We start from the raw sequence: 17304 nt of genomic DNA, 5'->3' as shown, positions 1-17304 counted from the left end.
CAGTACTGAAAGCGGAATACATTTTTTAGTTGGCTTTATTAATGATGGTTAATAGCTGCTGTTGATAACGCCTGCTTTTGCTAACTGCCATTGCCCACTATAGAAGAGAATTTCACCATGGCAAAACGCTTAGATAATAGTTTTCAGTTTTTAGACGTACCGCGGCTGGAGCCCATCAAAAAAGATATCGTCACTCGTGCTACTGAGTTTGTTGAGATTTATAAACCGGTTGAGAGCGAGTCAGTGGCGCAGCAATCGCATCGTTGCCTTGAATGTGGCAACCCTTACTGTGAATGGAAATGTCCGGTACATAATTATATTCCTAATTGGCTCAAACTAGCGACCGAAGGACAGATATTTCAAGCTGCAGAATTATGCCATCGTACCAATACTTTGCCAGAGGTTTGTGGTCGTGTCTGTCCACAAGATCGCTTATGTGAGGGCGCTTGTACCCTCAATGATGGCTTTGGCGCAGTGACTATTGGTAATGTTGAAAAGTATATCAACGATACCGCTTTTGCCCTTGGCTGGCGTCCAGATATGTCTGATGTGGTTTGGACCGACAAAAAAGTCGCGATTATTGGCGCAGGGCCAGCAGGTTTGGGTTGTGCCGATATTTTAGTTAGAAATGGCGTGACGCCGGTGGTTTTCGATAAACGCCCTGAAATTGGCGGCTTACTGACTTTTGGTATTCCTGAATTTAAAATGGAAAAAGACGTCATGCGCAATCGTCGGGTTATCTTTGAAGGCATGGGAATCGAGTTTCGCCTAGAGACAGAAATCGGCACAGACGTTAGTATCGATGAGCTCCTGAGTGATTACGATGCGGTCTTTATGGGAATGGGTACTTATACTTATATGCGTGGCGGATTTGCAGGCGAGGAGCTAGCAGGTGTCCATGACGCCCTAGATTTTTTGATTGCCAATGTCAATCGCTGTAATGACTGGGAAAAAGATCCAGAAGAGTATATTGACCTCAAAGGTAAAAGGGTCGTGGTACTTGGTGGCGGTGATACCGCGATGGATTGTAACCGAACCAGTATTCGTCAAGGCGCTGGAAAAGTCGTCTGTGCCTATCGCCGTGATGAAGAAAATATGCCAGGCTCCCGTCGGGAAGTGGTCAATGCGCGCGAGGAAGGCGTTGAGTTCTTATTCAACCGCCAGCCTACTGAAATCATCGGCTTAAATGGCAAGGTCAATGCGGTTAAGGTGGTCACTACGCATCTGGGCGCGCCAGATAACCGTGGTCGCCGTCGTCCTGAACCGATTGCCAACTCTGAAGAGATCATTCCTTGTGATGCGGTGATTATGGCCTTTGGTTTCCGTCCTAGTCCTGCCGACTGGTTTGAGTCGCAGCAAGTAGCGATGGACAGCTCTGGTCGCGTATTAGCGGCGGAAGAGCAAACCTTTAAATTTCAAACTAAGAACCCTAAAATATTTGCAGGTGGGGATATGGTTCGTGGTTCTGACTTGGTGGTGACTGCCATTTGGGAAGGCCGAGAAGCTGCCGAAGGGATATTAGACTTTTTAGAAGTATAATTTTCTTAAGCTTGCGTTAGCTAAACGCTAGCGAAACAGTAAGTTTTTTGTATTGTGTGCTAGCATGCTTTGACCTTTAACGTCTTTTACCTTTTAATAGGTGAAAGGCGTTATTTTTTTGCTAGTTGCTCTGTCAAAATATTTGCTATTCGAAGGCAGTTGCGCTGCAAAGACAGTTATTTTACGAATATATTATCTGCTGATATCAATCCTTACTTTTTAAATTATTTCTCACTTAAAAAATTTTCAATTAAAACCCACTTAAAAAAAGAGTATTCCTGCGTGAAACTGACCTTTTGGCGGCGATTTACCGCCCCGCTTATTGAGCCTTATGCGCGCTATCAGCACGCTGACGTCTTACATGCCATACGCTTGGGTGTGGCGGTGTTAACGGCATTATTGCTGAATAAACTCACTCATTTACCACATGGAGAGTGGACAACGATTACTGTCTTTGTGATATTAGGTTTGCTGCAATATCAAGGGGCCATCTATACCAAGGCCAAAGAGCGAATCTTAGGCACTTTGCTTGGGGTAACAGTCGGACTGGGGGTTTTATGGCTAAGCCAAGATATTGGCACTTGGCTGTGGTTATATTATGTACTTATCGGTGTTATTAGCGGTATCATCGGTTATGTAGCGGTTAAGCAGTTGGGTTATATTGGTTTGCTTACGGGTATCACCATGCTGATGATTGTCTCAAGTCCTGACCGAAGTAACATTGGCCAAGATGGACTTTACCGCGCGTTCAATATTTTGCTAGGTGCGGGCGTGGCAGTAGCAGCGACCTTGATTTTACCGCTCAAGTCGACTTTGATGTGGCGCTTTTTATTGGCAAGTAATCTTGATACCTGTAGTAATCTATATGCAGACGTCGGTAACCATATTGATGCTGAGGTGCTTATCCCTAAGCCTTTGAAATATACCAAGGTTACCCGCTTATCAAGTCTTACTTATCCTGCGAGCAGTTCTATACCGGACGTGCCCGTTAATAAATCCTTGGTTAAGGCACTACAGAAGATTAATAAGCGTCTGTTAGCAGTGCGACCACATATTGCAGCGACTGCTAGTGAATCAGGGATCAAAAAAGAGACGCTAGAGACTATTCAGCGTACTCATCGCAATATTATCGGTACGATTGATTTGTTGTTAAGTGCCGCGCCGCGTTTGGCAAATATTGAGATTGATGAGGACAATCATATCTTGCTGATGCACTATCAGCATGAGCTGACACAAGCGATGCAACATATGGCAGCGGTGCTACGCAGCCCAAATGATGAAGTTTTTCGTCCCATTACCCGCATTGCGGTCTCCGAATATCCGAGCGTGCAACATTTAGCATTCGAGTGGCAGGGATATTTTTGGTTGACCCAAACCTTGCAAGCACAGCTACAGCTGCTCAGTGATTTATTGCAAGCTACCAAGCCACGCTGGTTTTCGGCCTCGGGTCTCCGTTATCAGCGCCGCGAACAACGCCGAATTGATGAGCATGGCGGCGAGACTGATTTGCATTTATAGATACTAAAAAACGCTGATCGCTAACGGTCAGCGTTTTTTTAATACTTAGCTATTAATCAATCATACTTAACGACCAGTTTTTAGCTTATCCCAATACTGCTGATAAACTTGCAACGCATCATCCCCAACATCTTCTTGGAATTCTGCTTTTGCTAACACTTCCTGACTGGGATAAATGACCGGATTATTACGGACTTCTTCTGGCATTAGCTCACGTGCAGCCAAGTTAGGCGAGGCATAACCTATCTCTTCACTCACAATCTTGGCGTTTTCAGGTTGTAGTAGATAGTTGATGAATTTATGCGCGGCGTCCACATTTTTAGCATTTTTGGGAATGACAAAGTTATCCATCCATAAGATTGCGCCTTCGGTTGGATACTTATAGACTAAGCTGGTTAAACCTTCATTATTGGCCATCACTGCCTCACCATTCCAGGTCATACCGATATTAGTCTCACCTTCGATATAAGGAATACGCGTGGCATCTGAATTAAAGGTTTTGACATTGGGCATTAGGGTGGTGAGCTTATCGTAAGCGGCCTTAATTTCATCAGGATTACGGCTATTACCCGAGTAGCCAAGAGTCAACAATGACATGCCAAACACTTCGCGCATATCATTCATTAGCATCACCTGACCTTTATACTCAGGACGCCATAAATCATTCCAGCTATTAACCGTTGCAGGGTCGATCATATCGCCATTAATCGCAAGGCCTGTGCTACCCCACATATAGGGAATTGAGTATTTATTTTCAGGGTCTACTTTCTTATTGGTAAAGGAGGTATCAAGATTCTTAAAGTTGCTTAGTTTTGACTTATCTAGCTCTTGTAATAACCCTTCTTTCGCCATTTTTTCAACATAATAAGTCGACGGAATAGCAAGGTCGTATTGGCTGGAGTCGTCGAGCAATTTCAGCTTGGCATACATCGCTTCATTAGAGTCAAAAGTGGTGTAATTGACGCTAATACCGGTCTCTTTTTTAAAACCATCAAGAATCTCTTGCGGCATATATTCCGACCAATTATAAAGATTAAGCGTTACATCACTGGTAACAGCGCTGTCGGTCGCGGCATTATCAGAGTTGCTACAACTGGCAAGCGCCAATCCAATAGAACCAATAGCCGCACATAACAGTGCTTTGGGTAGCACATGAATAGAGGCGTGAGAGGCGGTGTTAGTAGACAGCTGGGATGATAAACGAGACAAAATATCTCTCCTAAAGTAAGACAAATTGATAAAAAACGAGCGCATGATACCTACTTGTCGCAGGTTATAATACTGTTATGGTTATGATATGTAGTAATTTAAAGGGTGATGAGTTTAATTCTCTTGGCTGTTATCAACGCTAAGCATACGGCCTCGCATCATGATGATAGTTAATCTCATGCTATGATGGGCGCTGTTTACGGTCTAATTATTCATGTCATTAAAGTGGCTGTTTTAATAAAAATAACACCATCAAGGATGAAAAATCATGAGTCAGAATTACGCTACCATACCGGCTCTATTAACAGAGAAGGTTGCTATTGTCACAGGCGCCAGTCGCGGCCTTGGCGCACAGATTGTCCAGAAAATGGCAGCAGCTGGCGCAAGCGTTTGCGTCAATTATCTCAATAGTAAAGAGTCTGCTGAGGCGATCGTTGCTGATATTATAGTGGCTGGTGGACAAGCATTTGCTTGTCAAGCAGATGTCACCGAGCTTGAGCAGATGCAGGCAATGGTAGCTGACGTTATCGCGCGGTATGGGCGTATTGATATATTGGTCAATAATGCCTTACCTAGTTATCAATTCAACCCAAGCGCCGACTACACCAGTATTGAAACTGTTAAATGGGCGCATTTTTCCCAGCAAATAGACGGTATTGTTAAAGGCGCGGTCAATACAGTACAAGCGGTATTACCACAAATGAAAACCCAGCAGATGGGTAAGATTATCAATATCTCCACCAACTTGGTTTATAATCCGGTGGTGACTTATTACGATTATACCACCGCAAAATCAGCCTTGATTGGTCTAACGCGCAATCTGGCTTCGGAGCTGGGACAATATGGTATTCGCGTTAACTTACTGGCAGGTGGACTGCTAAAAACAACTGATGCCAGTAGGTTAACCACAGAAGAAGTGTTTGATTATATCGCGACTACCACGCCCCTTCGTCAAGCGACCTCAGTAGCGGACTTTGCTAATTCAGTATTGCTACTGGCGTCTGACTTAAGCGCGGCGATTACTGGCCAGTCCATCGCTGTTGATGGCGGTCTGACCATGCCTTGATAACTTCAGCAGTCGCTAACCAAATTCGATGTAATGGTACAAGAGAGATGAGATGAACAACCGTAAAATTGCTGGCATTATCACCGCTGTCGTTGGCATATTTGCTATTATTGTCTTCTTCAATATCGGCATGAATACCCCAATTCTAAGCTGGCCGCTAGAAGCGTCTCTAGGTGTGGCTTTTACTATTGGCTGGCTAACCAGTGTGCCGACATGGTTGGCTTATGTGCTCGCTACTTTAGTATTTATTTTGATTATTGTAGGGTGTTATAAATTTGGTAGTAAGGTTTATGGTTGGGTGACGAGACGGGGTTAAAAAAAAGTCTTTATTTAAGATTTTTTCACGATTTCTGCTCTATATGTAAGTGATCGAGCACCGCTTGTATACCGTACTCTTCAATAGTACCAGTGACAAAATCTGCCCGCTCTATAAGTGCGGGTTGCGCATCACCCATTGCTACGGCAAACCCGACCAAGTCAAACATCTCTAAGTCATTCATCCCATCACCAAATGCCATACAATCGCTCACATCTACGGCGTAATGCTGACATAGATCTTTAATCCCCCGTGCCTTGGATGCATCTACTGGTAATATATCTGCACCAATATGATGCCAATGAACCAGTTTTAAATCATCCTGAGCAAAATCAACCTCTTGCATTTTATCCTCTTGATTGTTAAAGAATACGGAACATTGATAGACAAGGTTTGATTTATAATATTCTGGGTCAAGGATAGAGTTTGGCGTTATCGCATTGTAATCACGCAAGCGCTCGTTTTCATCTGACCATGCGATATGAGTCGCCGAGTCAAATTTATGAATGAGTTCACTTTTTTGGCACAGCTGCACAATCTTACTAGTCTGCGCATCTGATAATGGATAATGACTGATCATGCCGTTGTTGTTGAAGCTATATTGTCCATTCATACAAATGATGGCATCTAATACATCAGCCTCAAGTAAAGCTAGAATATCAGCAGGTAATATCGCTTTGGAACGTCCTGTTGAAATCACCAGCTTAATGTCAGTCTTGGCAAGCGCTTCAAGAGTTGCCTTATTATGTTCGGCAATAATACCTTTGCGACTCAACGTATCATCGATATCAAAAAATATGATTTTAGGGGTGGGTGTTTTCTTATTCATAGTGGCTTTGGCAGTCCTATTTATGGTAAATGTGATTTTTCTTTATTCTTTTAAAAACGACTAGTAAGCTTTGCCAAAACTATTTGGCGTTACTTAGATGTTGTTGATGTTTTGTCATTATCCATTTTGTGCGTAGGCTAAGCTTTTAGCCCAACCATTTAAAATATAAAAAATTGAGATTAGAGCAAATCTACCCAACCACTTCAACCGAAGTCACGTTCTGAAAGCCTCTTGGGAGCTGACCGCCACGGCTGCCACGTTTAGCAGTGTAATTCACTAAGTCCATCGGCTTCAACGTCACATGACGCTTACCGGCCGTAATAATCAGACTGTCTTGCTGACGTAATGGCGTGATGGCCAGCACTTCTTCTTTATCTTTAAGAGTAATCATTTTATTACCTTTACCGCGAGCCTGTTCCGGTAAATCGCTCAGTGCAAAGATTAATAAATATCCAGCATTAGTAACCACGGCAAGATGGTCAGGAGCATGATTAGAAATTTGATTATTTTCGGTAGAAAGCGTACTGCCGTTCTCTGAATTGATATTCGTATCACCTTGAGCATCAATACGCGCGATAGGTAATAGTCGACTATTAGCAGCAAGGTTAATGATATTTTTACCTGCCTTTTGATTACTATCCAGATTACTAATGGTGTTAATGAAACCATAGCCTTGTGAGCTTGCTAAGATAAGTCGCTGGTCATTGTCACCAGTCAGTAGCTGCTCAAAAGTGGCGCCTGCTGCCGGTTTTAAGACGCTGGTAAGTGGATCACCCTGACCACGAGCCGAGGCAAGATTGTGCGCATCGATACTATAACTGCGTCCTGTGCTATCGAGCACGTATATTTTCTCATTAGATTTACCGCGCACGTGTGCTTGATAGGCATCACCTGAGCGATAGCTCATACTAGCAGCATCGACCTCATGGCCTTTGGCTGCGCGGATCCAGCCCGCTTTGGATAATACAGCGGTAATCGGTTCACTGGGTACAAGGTCTGATTCTTTTAACGCCTGCGCTTCTTCACGTTCTGCAAGTGGCGACATGCGATTGTCACCGTGCGCTTTCATGTCCTCGGTAAGCTCATTAATGATAAGACTAGTCAGACTACTAGGGTTATCTATACGCTCTTGTAGAATAGCGCGCTCAGCTGCTAGCTCATCTTGCTCACGTCTCAGTTCCATTTCCTGTAGCTTTGCCAATTGACGCAGACGAATATCTAAGATGGCATTGGCTTGAATATCAGTTAAATTATAACCTTGCATTAACGCTAATTTTGGATCGTCCTCTTCACGAATAATACGAATGACTTCATCAATATTTAGATAAGCAACCAGTAAGCCTGCGAGGATATGTAAGCGCTTATCAATTTTATCGAGGCGATATTGCAAGCGACGCATGACTACTGAACGGCGACAAATGAGCCATTCCTCTAATATCTCTTTTAGGTTTTTGACTTGCGGTTTACCATTTAAGCCAATCATGTTCATGTTGACGCGGTAGTTGCTTTCAAGATCGGTACTGGCAAACAGATGACTCATCACCCGCTGTACATCGACCCGCGTTGAGCGCAATTCCAAAACGATACGACAAGGATTTTCGTGATCAGATTCATCATGAATATCAGTGATCCAAGGCAGCTTCTTATCTGTCATCAGTTTGGCGATTTGCTCTTGGATTTTATTGCCGGATACTTGATAGGGTAGCGCGTCAATGATAACTAAATTCTTCTCTTTATCATCAATATGATAAGTGGCGCGCATTTTATAGCTGCCGCGTCCGCTCTCATAAATAGCTTGCAAGTCTTTTTTGCTGGTAATGATTTCAGCAGGGGTTGGCAAATCTGGGGCTGGTATTGATTGAGTTAATTGCTTGACGGAAAGCTCAGGATTTTTGAGCAGACGAATGGCCGCTCGTACCACTTCATTGAGATTGTGCGGTGGAATATCGGTGGCCATCCCGACCGCAATACCAGTGGTACCATTTAATAAGATATTGGGCAGGCGTGCAGGTAAAGTAGTGGGCTCTTGCATGGTGCCATCGAAGTTATCTTGCCAATTGACCGTTCCTTGCCCCAATTCTGCTAGTAAGGTATTGGCGTAGGCCGACATTTTTGCTTCGGTATAGCGCATCGCAGCAAAGGATTTAGGGTCATCAGGGCTGCCCCAATTACCTTGGCCGGTGATCAGAGGATAGCGATAGCTGAACGGCTGTGCCATTAGTACCATCGCTTCATAACAGGCACTGTCACCATGCGGATGATATTTACCCAGCACATCACCGACTGTCCGCGCAGACTTTTTGGGTTTGGCAGTTGATTTAAGACCCAGCTCACTCATAGCATAAATAATACGCCGTTGTACTGGTTTTAGACCATCAGCAATATTGGGTAGCGCCCTATCCATGATCACATACATGGCATAGTTGAGATAAGCTTGCTCGGTAAATTCGGCTACAGAACGGGTATCCATAGGTTCACTAGGAACAGTAGGGGTAATCGTATTATCAATAACATCAGGCATAGAATAGGTTTCGCTTTTAGAGTTTTGTATTTTAAATAACAGTTTGCTTATTAGATTTTATATAGATGAGAGGCGATTTAACACAGAAGTGCTCGGTTAAAAACAGGCTGAAAATAAAAACAAGATAGGGCTATCGTAAAGGAAATCGTGACAATTAAAAAGGTACATGTCGTAATAGACGACAGTACGTGACGTCTACGGCGTGCCAGTAGCACGCTGATAGGAACGACTCTTTTTTATTGTGAACTGACTATATCAGGAGCAGTATCAAAGTGTTGGATAATAATGGGTTTGAGCCAAGTAATAATGAAGTCATAGTGTCACTCAGTTTTGTTCTTTCGTGGGTTTTTTAGATTCAATGCCAGATTGTGATAAATGACGGTTAGCCCCATTCTTTGTTAAGCAATTTTTTATTGAGTAAAAAAGAGCGCTAATAAGCGGATTAAGAGCTAAAAGGAGCCAGTGGGTTCAGGTAATGCTGGCCATTGATATCGAAATAAACTCTCAATAAGGCTAGTCGGTAATACACTACCGTTTAGTAGTAAAAATCGCCTAAAACCACCGGTAATAGTGCACTATATTATTGATATGGTTAAGAATATAAGTCGTCAAGTTTCTTTGCGTACTCTAATGCCAATCTTTTAGATTGAGTAGTGTGTACAAAGTGTGTATGTTAAAGATTACAGGGTTATTTACCGCGCATCATTATTAGGAGAAATAAGATTATGGACAATCAAGGTCAAGATAACTTAACCCGGCGTGATGACAAAGTTTGGCTTAAAACCTATGAAGAGCTTGGGCTAACTTATGATATTGAGCTACCAGCAGACGATACCTCGCTCATCGATATCTTTGAGCAAAGCTTTACTAAATACAATAATAAAACTGCATTTGTATGCATGGGCTCGTCACTGAGTTTTCAAGAAGTAGACCTTTATAGTCGGCAAGTTGCTGCTTATCTACAATCATTAGGTTTGGTTAAAGGCGATAAAGTTGCGGTGATGATGCCCAATATTTTGCAACTACCAGTGACCGTCATTGGTGTACTGCGGGCAGGCTTTACGCTGGTCAATGTTAATCCTTTATATACCACTAAAGAGCTTGAACATCAGCTGACTGACTCAGATGCTAAAGTACTGATTATGGTTGAAAACTTTGCCAAAACTTACCAAGACATTGGACGTAAAGTGGTTGATCACGTGGTCATTACTGGTATGGGCGATTTGATGGGCACGCTTAAAGGCTTCATGGTCAATACGGTCGTCCGCCATGTCAAAAAATTAGTACCCGATTATAAAATTGCCAATAGCGTGAGCTTTAAAGGTATGTTGAAGCAAGTGACGATGGGTCAATACAAGCGCCCAAGCAATATTAGCCTCGATGATATTGCCGTTCTGCAATATACTGGCGGTACAACTGGGGTCGCAAAAGGGGCGATGTTGACCCATAAGAACTTGATAGCAAACCTTATCCAATGTGATACTTTTTTGGGCACTGCCTTTGATCAGTTTGACAGCAGTAACGAGCAGCCAGTGATTATGACTGCTTTACCGCTATATCATATTTTCTCATTCACGGTTTGTGGTATGTTTGGTCTCTATCGCGGTTGTATTGGACTTTTAGTGCCTAACCCACGCGATCTTGATAGCTTATTGAAGGCCTATAAAAACAATCCGCCCGCATTTTTCCCCGCCGTAAATACCTTATTTAATGCCCTTGCCAATAATGAAGAGTTTAAAGCAATGGATCATAGCAAGCTGCGCATAACCATGGGCGGCGGCATGGCAGTACTAAGTTCAACTGCAGAAAAATGGCGCCAGATAACCAGTAATATTATCATCCAAGGTTATGGTCTATCAGAAACTTCGCCAGTAGCGACTGCCAATCCATATAATAGCGCTACCTTTAGCGGCACGATTGGCGTACCGATGCCAAGCACTGACGTGGCTATTCTTGATGACGCTGGCAATGAGGTCCCACTAGGCGAGCGCGGTGAAATCAGTGTGCGTGGACCACAGGTAATGAAAGGTTACTGGAATCGTGAAGAGGCTACTCGTGAATCTATGACCGATGACGGGTTTTTCCGTACTGGTGATATTGGGGTTATGGATGAGGTCGGTTATATTACTATTGTTGATCGCAAAAAGAATATGATTCTAGTCTCTGGTTTCAACGTATATCCGAATGAAGTTGAAGAGGTTATGGCCGGTCATCCACAAATTTTAGAGTGCGGCGTCATTGGTGTTGAAGATGAGAAAAGTGGTGAGGCTCCAAAAATTTACGTCGTACGTCGAGATGCTAGTCTCACTAAAGAAGAAGTTCTCGCCTACGCTAAAGAGCATTTAACCGGTTATAAGCGCCCTCGTTATGTTGAGTTTATCGATGAGCTACCGAAGTCCAACGTCGGTAAGATTTTACATAAAGACTTACGTAAATTAGAAGAAGACAGCCATGCGTAATCTAAATAGTTAGCGGTTCGCTGACAGTTAATACTAAGAAGAAAATGATAAGGATAGCAATAGGCGGCCTTATCATTTTTTATTGGGGCGCTTCATTAAATAGTATTTTTCATCGCATGATAGCAATGCGCTTTTACCCGATAAGCCTTTACTATGCATAGAGAACTTTTGGCAAAACTGCTATAGTGACTACAGATACAAGTTTTGTTTTAGCGATAAAACTGCCTTCGACTATTTGATTCCAAGAATCATAAAAACATTGTAAGTGTCTTGTCTGTAGTGACTTCCAGTGCAAAAAATATCACTAATAGACACCACATTTGACTTCTCAGTAGATTATTCTATGGCTTTAATTGTAACATTTAGGGAAAGTTATGACTGACAGTATCAATAAAAAAGCGCCAAACCTTAAGCCTGTAAAAGGCAATAAAAGTAATGCCCATAAAGATGCACAGTCGATAGCAGAGACAAGCGCATTTCCAACAATGCCGACTATTCCAAGTGATCGCCCATGGCTTAATGCTTATGAGCGCTATGGCATCAGTGCTACTATTGATATGCCAGACGATGAAACTTCCTTGCTTGAAGTGTTCGAGCGTAACTTCCGTCGTTATGGTCAAAAACCGGCCTATATCTGCATGGGCGCTTCAATTAGTTTTAAACAATTAGACCTATATAGCCGTCAAATTGCCAGTTATTTACAATCGTTAGGGTTGGTTAAAGGCGATAAAGTGGGCGTGATGATGCCCAATATTTTGCAATATCCTATTGTGGCGCTTGGTATTATTCGTGCCGGTATGGTGTTGGTCAACGTCAATCCTTTGTATACCAGTCGTGAGCTGTCACATCAGTTGCATGATAGTGACGCTAAAGCATTATTTATCGTTGAAAATTTCGCGAAGACCTATCAAGAAGCGACCGATAAAGGTCAAGTTGAACACATCATTGTCTGTAAGCTTGGCGATATGCTGGGCATGGTCAAAGGAGCTGTAGTCAACCTAGTTGCACGCCATGTCAAAAAAATGATTCCAGCTTATAACTTACCTGACAGTACCAGCTTTAAACACGCGCTTAATGCTGTCTCTGCCAGTAAATATCAGCGTCCGGATTTGAATTTAAGTGATGTGGCGTTATTACAATATACCGGTGGGACAACCGGTGTCGCAAAAGGCGCGATGTTATCTCATGGTAATTTAGTTGCGAATATGCTACAGATTAGCGCCTTGATGAACAGTGCCTTTGATGATGATGCCAGTGCTGACGATGTGATTTTAACCGCGCTGCCGTTATATCATGTCTTTTCATTTATGGTCTGCGGCATGTACGGTATGTATCAAGGCTACGCAGGATTACTGATTCCCAATCCGCGCGATATTGACAGTCTCATTAAAGAAATTGGCAAATATAAGCCATCATTTATTCCAGCGGTAAGCACTCTATTTAATGGTTTGGTACACAAAGAGAGCTTTGCTGAATTGGACTTCTCTAACCTAAAAGCGGCTATTGGTGGTGGCATGTCAGTATTGCCTAGCGTCGCAAAAGAATGGCATAAAATTACTGGTTTGCCTATTGTTGAAGGCTACGGTTTGTCTGAAACCTCACCAGTAGTGGCCTTTAATCCAATGACCATTGCTGAATTTACTGGCAAAATTGGTATTCCAGCGTCTAGTACCGATATCGTACTGATTGACGAGGATGAAAAAGAAGTCGCCATCGGTGAGCGGGGTGAGATTTGTGTCAAAGGCCCGCAAGTCATGATTGGCTATCAAAACCGCCCTGAAGAAACTGTGGAAACCTTTACTGCAAATGGTTACCTAAAAACTGGTGACATTGGTATTATGGATGAAAAAGGCTTTATCAAAATTGTCGATCGCAAAAAAGATATGATTTTGGTATCAGGCTTTAATGTCTACCCTAATGAGATCGAAGAGGTCATGAGTGAGCACCCGGCGGTTAAAGAGTGCGGCGCGATTGGTATTCCCAATGATATGCGCGGTGAAGATCCTAAAATATTTGTGGTCAAAAAAGGTGAGGTGACGGAAAAAGAGCTGCTCGACTTTGGCAAAAAACAATTGACTGGCTATAAACGTCCCCGTCATGTGCAGTTCGTTGACGAACTTCCCAAATCAAACGTTGGTAAAATTTTGCGTAAAGAATTGCGTAAAATGGAAGGCTTAGAATAAGGGTGCAAATAATTAAGTAGAGATTTCTTTAATAACGACTTGGTAAAGACGATTTAGTAAAGAACAGTGCTTACCGTGGTTCGTAAATGCTAAAATTTGCTCATTTATCTTTACCAAATCGTATCTATAAAGATATAAAACAAGGTCAGCTATACTGAGAAATAGAGGCGAAATTACTTTTATTGTCTCCAAGTTTCAGCAGTATTTTTTGGCGAAAACGCAGCGCAATAGTAAGTGCTTATCTTGCTATTACGCGTCTGTCACGTTAGGATATCTCACTATTATTGTCTGCCAAGGTGTTTGATAATCAGCTGTTATCATATTTTTAAACAACCACTGGCGGACTATCCATTTTTATAAGATTACTTTTAAAACACCGCTTTTAAAATCTCGTACTAGGAAAAATTATGCGTATTGACAACCGTGAGCTCGATCAACTTCGCTCAATTAGCTTTGAGCGCCACTATACCAAGCATGCCGAAGGGTCAGTGTTGGTCAGCTTTGGCGATACCAAAGTATTGTGTACAGCCAGTGTTGAGTCAGGCGTGCCACGCTGGCTCAAAGGTAAAGGTAAAGGCTGGATCACCGCCGAATACGGCATGTTACCACGGGCAACCAATACCCGTAATCAGCGCGAAGCGGCACGCGGTAAACAATCAGGTCGTACTCAAGAGATTCAGCGTCTCATTGGCCGTAGTTTGCGGGCAATGATTGATTTGAGTAAGTTAGGTGAAAACACCATTTACCTCGATTGTGATGTGTTACAAGCTGATGGTGGTACACGTACTGCTAGCGTTACTGGTGCTGCTATTGCCTTAATTGATGCATTAGAGGCCATTCAAAAAACCAAAAAGCTTAAAGCTGATCCATTAATTGGATTGGTCGCTGCGGTCTCTGTCGGCATGAAAGATGGCAATGCTTATTTAGACTTAAATTATGAAGAAGATGCCAGCTGTGATACGGATTTGAATGTGGTCATGACTCAAAAGGGTGAGTTTATCGAGCTACAAGGAACTGCTGAAGAAAAACCATTTACCCGCGCCCAAGCGGATGACATGCTAGTGATGGCTGAAAAAGGTATTGCCGAGTTGATCACCATGCAAAAAACCGTCCTAGGCTGGTAGTCTCATTGTTAATAGTGATCTAATGGACGTTTAACTGCTTTTCATCACTTACCAATAACTCCGTAACAGGTAGTAACCCATGCTTAAGCTGACTGATGACGGCGCCAAGATTACTTTACAAGGACAGCCACAAGCAGGTGAAAATGGGCTGTTCTGGTTTGGTGCGGCATTGTTAGTGGGCGCAGTAGCGGTGGCACTGGCCATGAGCCTATTGCCTGAACGCTTAGCCATTGGTGCGCTTGCACTGCTGATTATTGGTAGCTTTATCTTTAATCGGCAGCGCCAACAGCGTAAAAAAGCCATGAGTGGTGTTATCAGTAGCGGCATCCTATGGGTACGTAATGGCGAGTTGGTGCATGATAACCAAGGTAAGCGCGAACATATAACCCTAGTTGAAGGTGACAAAATCACCTTATATGGTGAGCAGCTACAAATCGTTGATGCTACTAATCTACGTAAATATCATATTAGCGGCTTCGATAATGTACAAGAAGCCCAGGCTACCAAAGCGATCTTACAAGGCCAACCCCTTAACAAACGCCACGTCAATATTAAGATGAATAGTGACTAATAAATAGTGATAAGCGTTGTTTATTAATCATGCTCTTTACCATCTGAAAATCACTATTTACTCTTGCTCAAATACCGCTTTTCCACCATAGCAATATCCTAATCTACGAAGGTGTTACCCTAAGCAGTAGCCTAATTTTTTAGCTTATTCAGCTTTGCTTTTATTTTTATCATCTATTTATAATTAATAGTGCTTGCAGAAACTTGTCTAGCTGTATTATAACTAGGGTGTTATAAATAAAATTAAATTATTCAAACCTTACTGATTCAAACCTTACTATAGTCATTATGACTGTATTGACAGGGAGCTGGTCATGCCACCTTTGCTGGTTACTGTTATGAGCAAACTGCCGTTTGTTCATCATTATTATTTAATGCTACCTCGCTATTTACCTATTCAAGCGACCGTTATAAAACAAATATCAGCTGCCACTTTATTATCAGTGTTTGTCATGAGTGCCAGTTATGTCCATGCAGACAGTATGAGTGCACTTATCGCACAAAAATCTGCTCAGCCTGAACTAACTGCTCGCTATACAGCGTCGCAAGTCGCCGTACCTTCTGCTAGAATTAGTACCCGCTCTACCATTCAGCGGGCACGTACTGAATACCCAAACTATTCTAATCATATTAATAGCATTCCTGCCCCTGTCTTTAATAATTATAGCTATAAAAAACAGCCTTTAAATCCTCCTGCTATTAAAACTTCGTATCGCTACCCTAATGTATCGCGCCAAAATCCTGTTGTGTTGCCCGCTTTTTTAACAGGAAGCTATGATAATGTCGATAGTGAGTATTTGCCGCTGTTGAGTAATGCTGAGACCCAAAGTAACACCGCCGCTCGCGAGGTGATCAGTACGGCCCGTGCCATGGCACTTAATGAGCGCACTATCATTCAAGGGGGTTGCTGGGATTATCTTGATGCCGTATTTAAACGAGCAGGAGTGACCCGCGATACCGTGCATGAAGGCGCTTATGAACAAGGCCCCTATGCTAATAGTAACGAGATTGAGATTGGTGATTGGCTATATTATATCAATCATGGCTACAATGATGTTGAGCACAGCGGGCTGTTTGTCGGTTGGGTCGATGAAGCGGCTAAGCAAGCATTGATACTAAGCTATGCTGGTGAAAGCCGCCAGGAGCCTGCACGCTATCGCGTCTATGATTTGAGTCATGTGTATCAAATCATGCGCCCTAGTGTTTAGATATTTAGTTCATTATAGTGGCGCTATGATGTCCATTGAGCTTAGCATGCTTGTTTTGATAAGCGAGATATAACCTACGTTCAAATTTTTTATGGTGACTATATTAAACTGACGGTACTGATAAAATATATTTATTCAGACATAAAAAAGCGTCCGTAGCTAATAAGTTACGGACGCTTTTTTTATTAAAAGTTAGCCGTTTTTAGCAATAATAAAATTTAGAATGGCTTAACCACGACTAATATAACGATAGTGACTAAAGCAAAAACGGGTACTTCATTAAACCAGCGCCAAAAAACATGTGACTTATATTGTGGGTTATCGACCAGCTTTTTACGATAAAAGCCACAAGCGCTATGATAAGCAGATAATAGAACCACTAGAAAAATCTTGACGTGGAGCCAGCCTTGGGTCTTGTAAACATCCCAACCTAAGAACACCATCCACAGCCCAAAAGTCCAAGTCGCAATCATCGAGGGAGTCATGATACCGCGATATAGCTTACGCTCCATAATAATAAAACGCTCGTGACTGACCTGATCGTCACTCATCGCATGATAAACAAACAGCCGTGGCAGATAAAAAATAGCCGCAAACCAAGTGACCATTGAAATAATATGTGCCGCTTTAATCCAATTAAAATAATCTGCCATAGCTTGATCTCTTATTACTCGGTCTTTTAATATTTCTGTTTCTGACTATCGATAAACGCTGACAATTTTAAACCTATGTCATCACTGCTGCAACGCTGGCAAGCTTACC

The 17304-nt window shown here is 42.6% G+C and carries 13 protein-coding genes; 9 read left to right on the top strand and 4 right to left on the bottom strand.

Annotation, left to right across the window (positions count from 1 at the left end):
* Positions 1–117: 117 nt before the first annotated feature.
* Together AAEY88_RS05955 and AAEY88_RS05950 are read left to right on the top strand one after the other, a co-directional pair.
* Positions 118–1539, top strand: a complete 1422-nt coding sequence (locus AAEY88_RS05955; RefSeq protein ID WP_350560316.1) for an FAD-dependent oxidoreductase — start codon at positions 118–120, stop codon at positions 1537–1539.
* Between the two features lie 282 nt (positions 1540–1821).
* Positions 1822–3057, top strand: coding sequence for an FUSC family protein (locus tag AAEY88_RS05950; protein ID WP_350560314.1), 1236 nt, complete (start codon positions 1822–1824; stop codon positions 3055–3057).
* 66 nt (positions 3058–3123) lie between these two features.
* Here the strand turns inward: AAEY88_RS05950 and AAEY88_RS05945 are convergent, their stop codons facing one another.
* Positions 3124–4266, bottom strand: a complete 1143-nt coding sequence (locus tag AAEY88_RS05945) for an extracellular solute-binding protein (RefSeq protein ID WP_350560312.1) — start codon at positions 4264–4266, stop codon at positions 3124–3126.
* A gap of 268 nt (positions 4267–4534) precedes the next feature.
* On the opposite strand from AAEY88_RS05945, the gene AAEY88_RS05940 reads away from it, so the two are divergent.
* Together AAEY88_RS05940 and AAEY88_RS05935 are read left to right on the top strand one after the other, a co-directional pair.
* Positions 4535–5332 (top strand): 3-oxoacyl-ACP reductase, encoded by a 798-nt coding sequence (locus tag AAEY88_RS05940; protein WP_350560310.1) that lies wholly within the window; start codon positions 4535–4537, stop codon positions 5330–5332.
* 52 nt (positions 5333–5384) lie between these two features.
* Positions 5385–5648 carry a hypothetical protein gene (locus AAEY88_RS05935; protein WP_350560308.1) on the top strand — a complete coding sequence of 88 codons (264 nt, stop codon included), beginning with the start codon at positions 5385–5387 and terminating at the stop codon, positions 5646–5648.
* Positions 5649–5673: 25 nt separating this feature from the next.
* On the opposite strand, the gene AAEY88_RS05930 is transcribed toward AAEY88_RS05935, so the two are convergent.
* Positions 5674–6477: a Cof-type HAD-IIB family hydrolase gene (locus AAEY88_RS05930; protein WP_350560306.1), complete on the bottom strand. Its 804-nt coding sequence runs from the start codon at positions 6475–6477 to the stop codon at positions 5674–5676.
* A gap of 190 nt (positions 6478–6667) precedes the next feature.
* The gene (gene parC / locus AAEY88_RS05925; protein ID WP_350560302.1) at positions 6668–8998 is read right to left on the bottom strand and encodes a DNA topoisomerase IV subunit A; all 2331 of its coding nucleotides are present in this window, start codon (positions 8996–8998) and stop codon (positions 6668–6670) included.
* A 725-nt stretch (positions 8999–9723) separates the two neighbouring features.
* On the opposite strand from parC, the gene AAEY88_RS05920 reads away from it, so the two are divergent.
* From AAEY88_RS05920 to AAEY88_RS05900, 5 genes are all read left to right on the top strand, one after another.
* Complete coding sequence (locus tag AAEY88_RS05920) at positions 9724–11457, top strand: AMP-binding protein (protein WP_350560300.1); 1734 nt, start codon at positions 9724–9726, stop codon at positions 11455–11457.
* A 374-nt stretch (positions 11458–11831) separates the two neighbouring features.
* Positions 11832–13640 (top strand): AMP-binding protein, encoded by a 1809-nt coding sequence (locus AAEY88_RS05915; RefSeq protein WP_350560298.1) that lies wholly within the window; start codon positions 11832–11834, stop codon positions 13638–13640.
* A 407-nt stretch (positions 13641–14047) separates the two neighbouring features.
* Entirely contained in the window at positions 14048–14764 is a 717-nt protein-coding gene (rph, locus tag AAEY88_RS05910; RefSeq protein ID WP_350560296.1) for a ribonuclease PH, read from the top strand.
* 79 nt (positions 14765–14843) lie between these two features.
* Positions 14844–15335 carry a hypothetical protein gene (locus AAEY88_RS05905; RefSeq protein ID WP_350560294.1) on the top strand — a complete coding sequence of 164 codons (492 nt, stop codon included), beginning with the start codon at positions 14844–14846 and terminating at the stop codon, positions 15333–15335.
* A 451-nt stretch (positions 15336–15786) separates the two neighbouring features.
* Positions 15787–16542 carry a hypothetical protein gene (locus tag AAEY88_RS05900; protein WP_407074429.1) on the top strand — a complete coding sequence of 252 codons (756 nt, stop codon included), beginning with the start codon at positions 15787–15789 and terminating at the stop codon, positions 16540–16542.
* A gap of 218 nt (positions 16543–16760) precedes the next feature.
* Here the strand turns inward: AAEY88_RS05900 and hemJ are convergent, their stop codons facing one another.
* On the bottom strand, positions 16761–17195 hold the full coding sequence (gene hemJ, locus AAEY88_RS05895) for a protoporphyrinogen oxidase HemJ (protein WP_350560290.1): 435 nt from the start codon (positions 17193–17195) through the stop codon (positions 16761–16763).
* Between the last annotated feature and the right edge of the window lie 109 nt (positions 17196–17304).

Source organism: Psychrobacter sp. CAL346-MNA-CIBAN-0220 (genome assembly GCF_040309805.1).
Classification (GTDB): domain Bacteria; phylum Pseudomonadota; class Gammaproteobacteria; order Pseudomonadales; family Moraxellaceae; genus Psychrobacter.
Note: the sequence above shows the minus strand (reverse complement) of the source record. Positions and strands in the feature narration are given on the sequence as shown.